Source organism: Flavobacteriales bacterium (genome assembly GCA_013214975.1).
Classification (GTDB): Bacteria; Bacteroidota; Bacteroidia; order DT-38; family DT-38; genus DT-38.
In genome coordinates this window covers 1-8,330 of the sequence record JABSPR010000393.1, presented here as the reverse complement: position 1 = coordinate 8,330, position 8,330 = coordinate 1, and the positions used below count along the sequence as shown (strand labels likewise).

The 8,330-nt window shown below is 37.5% G+C and carries 10 protein-coding genes; 8 read left to right on the top strand and 2 right to left on the bottom strand.

The window, feature by feature from the left end; translation table 11 throughout:
• The first annotated feature begins 59 nt into the window (after positions 1-59).
• The 7 genes from HRT72_12385 to murI are packed head-to-tail and all read left to right on the top strand — an operon-like array spanning position 60 to position 6,766.
• Positions 60-905: a hypothetical protein gene (locus tag HRT72_12385; protein NQY68502.1), complete on the top strand. Its 846-nt coding sequence runs from the start codon at positions 60-62 to the stop codon at positions 903-905.
• A 40-nt stretch (positions 906-945) separates the two neighbouring features.
• Positions 946-1,677, top strand: coding sequence for a hypothetical protein (locus HRT72_12380; protein NQY68501.1), 732 nt, complete (start codon positions 946-948; stop codon positions 1,675-1,677).
• Entirely contained in the window at positions 1,674-2,405 is a 732-nt protein-coding gene (locus HRT72_12375; GenBank protein NQY68500.1) for an isoprenyl transferase, read from the top strand. Before HRT72_12380 ends, HRT72_12375 begins: the two co-directional genes overlap by 4 nt.
• Positions 2,406-4,874 (top strand): outer membrane protein assembly factor BamA, encoded by a 2,469-nt coding sequence (gene bamA / locus HRT72_12370; protein NQY68499.1) that lies wholly within the window; start codon positions 2,406-2,408, stop codon positions 4,872-4,874. It abuts the gene before it with no gap.
• A 36-nt stretch (positions 4,875-4,910) separates the two neighbouring features.
• Positions 4,911-5,423, top strand: a complete 513-nt coding sequence (locus HRT72_12365; protein ID NQY68498.1) for an OmpH family outer membrane protein — start codon at positions 4,911-4,913, stop codon at positions 5,421-5,423.
• A gap of 21 nt (positions 5,424-5,444) precedes the next feature.
• Entirely contained in the window at positions 5,445-5,945 is a 501-nt protein-coding gene (locus tag HRT72_12360) for an OmpH family outer membrane protein (protein NQY68497.1), read from the top strand.
• Between the two features lie 14 nt (positions 5,946-5,959).
• A complete protein-coding gene (gene murI / locus HRT72_12355; protein ID NQY68496.1) occupies positions 5,960-6,766 on the top strand; it encodes a glutamate racemase in 807 nt (268 codons plus the stop codon).
• On the opposite strand, the gene HRT72_12350 is transcribed toward murI, so the two are convergent.
• The gene (locus tag HRT72_12350) at positions 6,763-7,284 is read right to left on the bottom strand and encodes a gamma carbonic anhydrase family protein (protein ID NQY68495.1); all 522 of its coding nucleotides are present in this window, start codon (positions 7,282-7,284) and stop codon (positions 6,763-6,765) included. The genes murI and HRT72_12350 overlap by 4 nt on opposite strands.
• A gap of 62 nt (positions 7,285-7,346) precedes the next feature.
• Between HRT72_12350 and HRT72_12345 the strand changes: the two genes are divergently transcribed.
• Positions 7,347-7,973: a NifU family protein gene (locus tag HRT72_12345; GenBank protein NQY68494.1), complete on the top strand. Its 627-nt coding sequence runs from the start codon at positions 7,347-7,349 to the stop codon at positions 7,971-7,973.
• A 1-nt stretch (position 7,974) separates the two neighbouring features.
• On the opposite strand, the gene HRT72_12340 is transcribed toward HRT72_12345, so the two are convergent.
• On the bottom strand, positions 7,975-8,330 hold a 356-nt coding region (locus HRT72_12340), incomplete at its 5' end, for a hypothetical protein (GenBank protein ID NQY68493.1).

The following is an 8,330-nucleotide window of genomic DNA, read 5'->3' as shown; positions in this document are numbered from 1 at the left end:
TTATTTTATTGCTATTTATTATCATTCCATCTCTAACTTTCGGTCAAAGTTGGAGAAGAATGAAATACGAAGCTACTGTTGCTGCGGGAGTTACCAACTTTCTTGGTGAACTCGGCGGTGCAGATGGAGAGGGTTCTGATTTCCTTAAGGATCTCGAATTCGCTATGACCCATGTTGCCGTATCGGGCGGACTCCGTTACCGACTATCTAAATTAACCGCCGTTAAAGGCACTATGTTCTATGGTGTTGCTCGAGGCGATGATGCTCTAACAAACAATAAGGCTAGAAACGATCGAGGTCTAAGTTTTAAGGCTCCAATTATAGAATTAGCCACACAATTCGAATATAGTTTCATTAAAGAAAATGATCGGTACAGATTCCGAATGCGTGGAGCAAAGGGAGTAAGTATATTTCAATCTTTGAATGCATACGCGTTTGCAGGACTCGGATTCTTTTGGTTTAATCCCAAAGCGCAAATAAAAGGAGAAGGTAAATGGCATGCGCTTCAACCGTTACATACGGAAGGCCAAGGTCAATTAGGTCGTCCAGACCCGTACTCGCGTGTGAGTATATCAATTCCGTATGGCATTGGATTGAAATACCGATTAGACCATCTTTGGTCATTTGGTTTTGAAGTAGGAGTTAGAAAAACATTTACAGATTATATAGACGACGTAAGTACCAATTATTATCTTAATGATTCTATTGTGAAATATGAGGGATCCGATGCCGCTCAATTAGCAAATCCTGGTGGTGTATACCCAGGATGGGTAAATGCAAATGGCACTTATGTCCCCGGTGAGGCAAGAGGGGACCCTGATGATAATGACACTTACTTCTTTGTAGTTTTTAACTTGAATAAAAAACTAAGAAAAAGTCGATCTTTCACTCCAAGGCTTAGATAGAGAAATAAAATAAATCTGCGGTTTTTACGTCCCTCATATTATGAAACAATTCTATGCCCTGTGCTTTCTGTTATTTTGCACTAGTTCATTCGCTCAAAAATCTTCTGAAATAGGAGTAATTGGAGGCGGTGGATTCTATCTCGGTGAATTAAATCATGCCCTTTTTGCAAAAGAATCTACAAAACTAATGTATGGGGTGGTGGCCCGTATAAATCCAAACCCAAGAGTTTCCTTCCGATTAAATTTATTGAAAGGGAGTATTTCTGGTGATGATGGTTTTTCTGCCGATCCTCTCGAAAACGACAGAAACTTACATTTCAGATCTACCATTCATGAAGTCTCTTTTCAAGTAGAGTTTAATTACTTCACATTTGAATTAGGCAATCCTCGTTATCCTTTTACTAATTACCTTTTTGGTGGATTAGGGTTTTTTAAATTCTCACCAGAAGGACAATTGGGTGCATCGTGGGAAAGCCTCCGTGGCTTACCCACTGAATATGAGAAGAAAAACTATCCACTTATCCAACCCTCCTTGCCATTTGGAGGAGGTGTTAAAATTAATTTCAGTGATAAAATTACAGCCTCGGCGGAATGGGGATTAAGAATTACCTTTACGGACTATTTAGACGACGTGAGCACAATTTACCCAACAACATTTGAACAAAGAGGAAATTCGAAAACGAAAGATTTCTACTCGTTTTTTGGATTAATGATAACCTACGTCATGAAAAACGACGACAGTTGTCCAGAGTTACTATCAGGAGTGAGATGAATACAGATAAGAATATCCCCAAGCACATAGCCGTGATAATGGATGGCAATGGGCGATGGGCCAAGCAGAGAGGAAAATCGCGAGTTTTCGGACATAAAAATGGAGTTGTTGCTGTTAACGACATCGTAGAAGGCTGCGCTGAAATTGGAGTTAAATACTTGACGCTTTACGCTTTCTCTTCCGAGAACTGGAACAGACCTAAATTAGAGGTAAATGCGCTCATGCAACTTCTAATAACTACTATTAAAAAAGAAGTAAACAAACTAAATAAAAATAATATACGTTTGCAGGTGATTGGCGATGTGGATAGTCTACCGAGCAAAACTAAAAGTATACTATTAGACGCTATCAAGAGTACTGAAAACAATGACCGAATGACTCTGATACTAGCCCTTAGTTATAGTTCGAAGTGGGAGATTACAAAAGCGGTGAAGGATATTGCAAAGAAGGTTGAGAATAAAGAAATTAGTTCAGACGAAATTAACGAAGAGCTCTTCGAACAACACCTCAGCACAAAAGATTATCCCGATCCAGAATTATTAATAAGAAGCAGTGGAGAAAATAGAATCAGCAATTTTTTATTATGGCAAATTGCGTACTCCGAATTATATTTTACAGAAAAGATGTGGCCTGATATTCGCAAACAAGACCTATTCGATGCTATCGAAAATTATCAAAACAGAGAAAGAAGATTTGGTAAAACAAGTGAGCAAATAGAATCAATATAAATGAGAGGCATTACATTATTCATCTTCTTGTTAACTGCGTTAACAAACGTAGCACATGCTCAGAACGAACTAGACCCGTCTGTATTAAACGTTGATTTTTCTATTCCTAAGGAATATGAAATAGGAGGAATTACGGTTGAAGGAACTAAATTCCTGGATAAAAATGTGCTCTCAACCCTTTCGGGCCTTACGGTTGGTGACAAAATATCAATTCCTGGAGAAGCCGTTACAAATGCCATTAAAAAACTTTGGAAGCAAAAACTATTTTCTAACGTTCTAATAAAACTCGATCGTATTCAAGGAAATTATGCGTTTCTAATAATCGAACTTGAAGAAAGACCTCGGATGTCTAAATACAGATTCTTAGGTGTGAAAAAAGGAGAAATCGACGATCTAAGAGAAAGTGTTCATCTCGTAAAACGGCAGATTGTAACCGACAACTTAATTATTTCAACCAAAAATTCTGTTAAGAGTTACTTTAAGACTGAGGGTTACTTAAATTGTGAAGTGGATATCATTTCCAAAAAAGACACAACAGAATTAAATAGTGTTTCTATTGATATCGTTGTCAAGAAAAACGAAAAAGTAAAAGTTGAAGACATCGTCTTTAAAGGGAATACAGAAGTCAAAACAAAGAAACTGTACCGTTATTTTAAAGAAACTAAACGTAAAAGATTATGGATTCTAAAAAGCTCTAAATTTATCAATCATCAATACACCGAGGATAAGAAAGGCTTAATAGAAAGGTATCGTGGAGATGGGATGAGAGATGCCCACATTGTTTCCGATTCTATAATCCATAATGATGACAATACGGTAACCTTGGAAATCGAAATCAATGAAGGAGCTAAGTACTACTTCAGAAATATTACTTGGTTAGGTAACAGCAAGTATTCCACGAAAGAACTGTCTGAAATTCTAAACATTAACAAAGGAGACATTTACAGCGAAGATGCCCTAACGGAAGGATTGCATATGAGTGCTAACGGAACAGATGTAAGTTCTTTGTACATGGATAATGGCTATTTGTTCTTCCAAATTAATCCTACCGAAGTACTCATCGAAAATGATTCTATTGATTTAGAAATTAGAATATTTGAAGGCAAGCAAGCACGTATAAACAAAGTGACCATTGTTGGAAATACTAAGACAAACGATCATGTTATCTTAAGAGAGATTAGAACAAAACCGGGTCAGTTATTTAAACGGTCTGATATTATTCGATCACAAAGGGAATTGGCACAATTACAATATTTCGATCCAGCCAAATTAGCGGTAAACCCAACGCCTAATCCTGCGGATGGAACAGTGGATATCGAATATGTTGTTGAGGAAAAACCAAGCGATCAATTTACGCTATCGGGTGGTTTCGGTGCCGGCAGAATAGTGGGATCGGCAGGACTTAGTTTTTCTAACTTCTCGACTAAAAACTTCTTTGAAAAAGGAGCATGGACCCCTCTTCCATCTGGAGATGGACAAACATTCTCAATACGAGCACAATCAAATGGACAGTTTTTTCAATCATACAATGCATCCTTTGTTGAACCGTGGCTAGGTGGTAAAAAACCAAATTCATTAAGTGTAAGTGTTTATCGTACTATTCAAAATTATTCGGGTAAACTTGCAATTACTGGTACTTCTGTTGGATTGGGAAGAAGAAAAAAGTTCCCAGACGATTTCTTTTCGTCATATTATCAACTAGGTCTTAAACGCTACAGCCTTGAAAATAACACACAATTTGTGTTTAAAGAAACAGGGAATGGAGTATCCAATACTATCAGTGCTAAATATGTTTTAACAAGAAATTCTGTAGATCAACCACTATTTACGAGAAGAGGATCTGCCTTGAAATTTTCCGTAGAAGCGACTCCGCCATATTCTTTGTTTCATGAAGATGGGTATTATGAAGATTTAGGTGAGCAGGATAAATATAGATTTTCTGAATTTTACAAAGTGAAATTCACTTCATCGTGGTACACAAACTTCACAAAGAACTTTGTGTTGTACACTAATGTTGGCTTTGGCTTCCTTGGGGCATATTCGAAAAACTTAGATGTTCCTTTTGAAAGATATTACCTTGGAGGTAGTGGACTTAGCGGTTTTAACCTAATGGGGCAAGAGATAATTGGACTTAGAGGATACCCTGACAGAAGTTTATCGCCTACTGAAGGAAATACATTAATCGGTAAGTATACTATGGAGTTTAGGTATTTACTTAGCCCAAACCCAAGTGCAACTATATACGCATTGGCCTTCGCTGAAGGAGGAAATACATGGGGAAGCTTCAAAGATTATAGCCCGTTCGATGTAAAAAGAACCGCTGGAGCAGGTCTTCGTATTTTCTTACCCGCTTTTGGTCTATTAGGATTCGATTTTGGATATGGCTTTGACGGAACGCTCGCTAACCCAAACCAGGCTCATGGCTGGGAGCCTGCTTTCATTATTGGTATGAATCTTGGTGAACTGTAATCAATTAATTATTAATTTCACCTAATTCAATAACAAATGATCAAAAAAATAATCTTTTTAGTTGTCCTAGCAATGGGTTCTGGAACGGCCTTCGCACAGAAGTTTGCTTATGTAGATACCGATTTTATCATGAGTAAGATCCCAGCCTATAACGAAGCGCAAGAAAAACTAAACGGAATCTCGGAAGACTGGCAAAAAGAAGTGGAAGAAAAATATAAAGAAGTTGAAAAGATGTATAAAGCTTTTCAGGTAGAAGAAGTTCTTCTTTCAGAAACTATGAAGGCGAAAAAAGAAGAAGAAATTGTAAAGAAAGAAAATGACGCCAGAAGCTTCCAAAAATCAATCTTTGGAGTTAACGGAGAACTTTTCAAGAAAAGACAAGAACTAATAAAGCCTATTCAAGAAGAAATTTATAAGGCAATTAAAGATCTTGCAACGTCCAGTTCGTACGCCATCATATTCGACAAAGCAAGTGGAGCAACAATGTTATATAGCAGCTCTAAGTACGACAAGAGTAAAACCGTCTTAAAGAATTTAGGATACAATTAATTAAACAATAAAAATTACAAAATGAAATCATTATTTAAAGTAGTAGTAATAGCAGTTTTAATTCTTCCATTCACTGGAAATCTAATGGCACAAAAAGTTGGTCATGTAGATGTAAATAAGGTAATGGCCGATATGCCAGAAATTAAAAAAGCGGAACAAGAAGTTGCAGCATTCACAAAAGAATTAGAGGGTGAGCTTCAAAACAAAAATGCGTCTTTACAAACTAAATACCAGGAATTTCAAGCACAAGAAGCTTTAATGAGTGACTTAATTAAGCAATCTAGAATTCAAGAAATTCAAGAATTAGAGAAGCAAATTCAAAATTTTCAAATGGTAGCTGAGCAGAATCTTCAGCAAAAAATCCAAGAGCTTCAAATCCCTATTCGAGATAAAGTAACAGCTGCAATAGCTGTGGTAGCGAAAGATAAAGGATACGCTTACATACTTGACATTGGTGCAGGAGTTGTGCCTTATTATGCTGGAGGAAACGATGTAACAGAATTAGTGAAAGCTAAATTGTAATTAAAAAACACGTTATTCCAGATAACAATCCAATAGGAATTTTTGATTCAGGCATAGGCGGCTTAACGGTTGCCCATGCCATTTCTAAATTACTCCCGAAAGAAAATATTATTTATTTCGGCGATACGGCCCATTTTCCATACGGCGACAAATCACCAGAATCAATTCGGTTATATTCTAAAAGGATCGCCAATTTCCTTTTAAACAAGGGCTGTAAGACTATAGTTATAGCGTGCAATACAGCCTCTTCTTTTGGATACAAAAGCACCAAAGAATATTTACAAGACAAAGTTCCAGTTGTAAACGTTATCGATCCTGTAGTAGAATATGTTGGCAAAAAATACAAAGGGGGAAAAGTTGGCATTATAGGAACCAAAGGCACAATTGGTTCTCGGATATACAACAATAGGATTAAAAAATCACGTCCAGATATTAAGACCACTTCTTTAGCTACGCCCCTCTTAGCTCCTATGATAGAAGAAGGATTTTACAACAATAACATTAGCAAAACTATTATTAATTCTTACCTCTCTAAACCTTCTTTTAAAGGCATTAATGCACTCGTTTTGGCTTGTACCCATTATCCACTAATTAAAGATGAAGTAGCCGAGTTTTACAACGACAATACAGATGTCTTAGACTCCGCATCAATTGTTGCAGAAAGAGTTAAGGAGGTGCTTGAAGAGGGGAATATGGAAAGAAGATCAGGGGAAGGCAAGCACCAATTTTATGTTTCTGATTATACAGCCGCTTATGAAGAAAGCACTAAAATCTTCTTTTCCGATAAAATTCAGTTAAACGAGGTGAGACTCTGGGACTAGACCTCATCCTTGAACCAGCCAGAGTACTTGATATAGCTATTGGCTATTCTGTTTATTTGTCCTTCTAATTGTTCCTTACTCACATCCTTTACCTTCTTCGCCGGAACACCTGCATATATTGTTCCTGATTCTACCACAGTACCCTCTAGAACAACAGCCCCAGCAGCAACAATAGAGTTTTCGTGAATTACTGCTCCATCCATCACAATGGACCCCATACCAATCAACACGTTATCATGAACTGTACAGCCATGGACCATTGCTCCATGACCAATTGACACATTGTTACCAATCGTCGTTCCTGCGCGCTCGTAGGTACCATGAATAACAGCATTGTCCTGTATATTCACCTTGTTTCCTATTTTAATGAAATTAACATCCCCTCTTACAACCGCATTGAACCAAATACTACATTGGCTACCCATGGTTACCTCTCCCACTATGGTGCAATTTTCTGCTATAAAGCAATCATCTCCAATTTGAGGTTCATATCCTCGTACTGCTCTAATCAATGCCATAGTAAGGGTTGTAAGAAATTAATAAGTAACTTTGTAACTTAATCAAAGATAAAAAGTTTCGTATGGAAGCAACCCCAAAAATGATTAATGTATTCGCAGAGAGTACTCCTAATCCAGCTTCATTAAAGTTTGTGGCAGATTTTGTTCTTGTTCCAGGACATGACTCGTTTGAGTATTTAAGCAAACAGGATGCAGCTAATTCCCCACTAGCAACCGAGCTTTTTAATTTTCCATTCGTAAAAGGCGTTTTTATCGCTTCTAATTTCGTGACGATTACAAAGAATGACTTTATAGAATGGCACGAGATAATGAACGAAATGCGCATGTTCATCAAAGACTTTCTTTTAGAAGGTAAGGATGTTGTTACAGGAGCTACACCTAACGTTTCTTCTCCTTCCAAAGAAACTGAAGCTCCTATTATTGACGGTGGCGTTGAAGTAGATAACGACAACCTAACAGATTTGGATAGATCTATAATGGACGTGCTAGATCAATATGTTAGACCGGCTGTTGAAGGCGACGGTGGTGCAATCAACTTTAAGTCTTTCGAAGACGGTGTAGTAACTGTTATTTTACGTGGAGCGTGCAGCGGATGTCCTTCCTCTACAGTGACTTTAAAGTCAGGTATTGAGGCTCTATTGCAAAAGATGATTCCGGAAGTAAAAGAGGTAGTAGCTGAAGAACGCTAAATTACACGTTAAATTTGTAAGTCATTGTTTCCGACTTCTCTAACATGCCTTCAGCAATAGCAGTGTATTCTATTTTTAACGGTGGTAACTCACCCGAAGACTTATCTACGTCAATTTCTAGTTGATCGATTTGCAAAACAATTCCAGGATGAATTACTTGACCAGGCTTACCAACGTATACAGTTGATCCATTGCTTTGTTCTTGCTCTTTATCGAGTCCTGTACTCATGCCCCCACCGATACCAAATTGGCTGAATTTGTACGGACCATTTACTTTGATTTTAAACATTGGATACTTTGCAACAGACTTACCTGTATTGGATAGCCCAAAGACAATACTATACGAGCTTCCACTAC

Excerpts from the sequence above, each read along its gene's own strand:
- HRT72_12385 (NQY68502.1), top strand. The coding sequence starts at position 60 with ATGAAATACGAAGCTACTGTTGCTGCGGGAGTTACCAACTTTCTTGGT.
- HRT72_12380 (NQY68501.1), top strand. The coding sequence starts at position 946 with ATGAAACAATTCTATGCCCTGTGCTTTCTGTTATTTTGCACTAGTTCA.
- HRT72_12375 (NQY68500.1), top strand. The coding sequence starts at position 1,674 with ATGAATACAGATAAGAATATCCCCAAGCACATAGCCGTGATAATGGAT.
- bamA (NQY68499.1), top strand. The coding sequence starts at position 2,406 with ATGAGAGGCATTACATTATTCATCTTCTTGTTAACTGCGTTAACAAAC.
- HRT72_12365 (NQY68498.1), top strand. The coding sequence starts at position 4,911 with ATGATCAAAAAAATAATCTTTTTAGTTGTCCTAGCAATGGGTTCTGGA.
- HRT72_12360 (NQY68497.1), top strand. The coding sequence starts at position 5,445 with ATGAAATCATTATTTAAAGTAGTAGTAATAGCAGTTTTAATTCTTCCA.
- HRT72_12350 (NQY68495.1), bottom strand. The coding sequence starts at position 7,284 with ATGGCATTGATTAGAGCAGTACGAGGATATGAACCTCAAATTGGAGAT.
- HRT72_12345 (NQY68494.1), top strand. The coding sequence starts at position 7,347 with ATGGAAGCAACCCCAAAAATGATTAATGTATTCGCAGAGAGTACTCCT.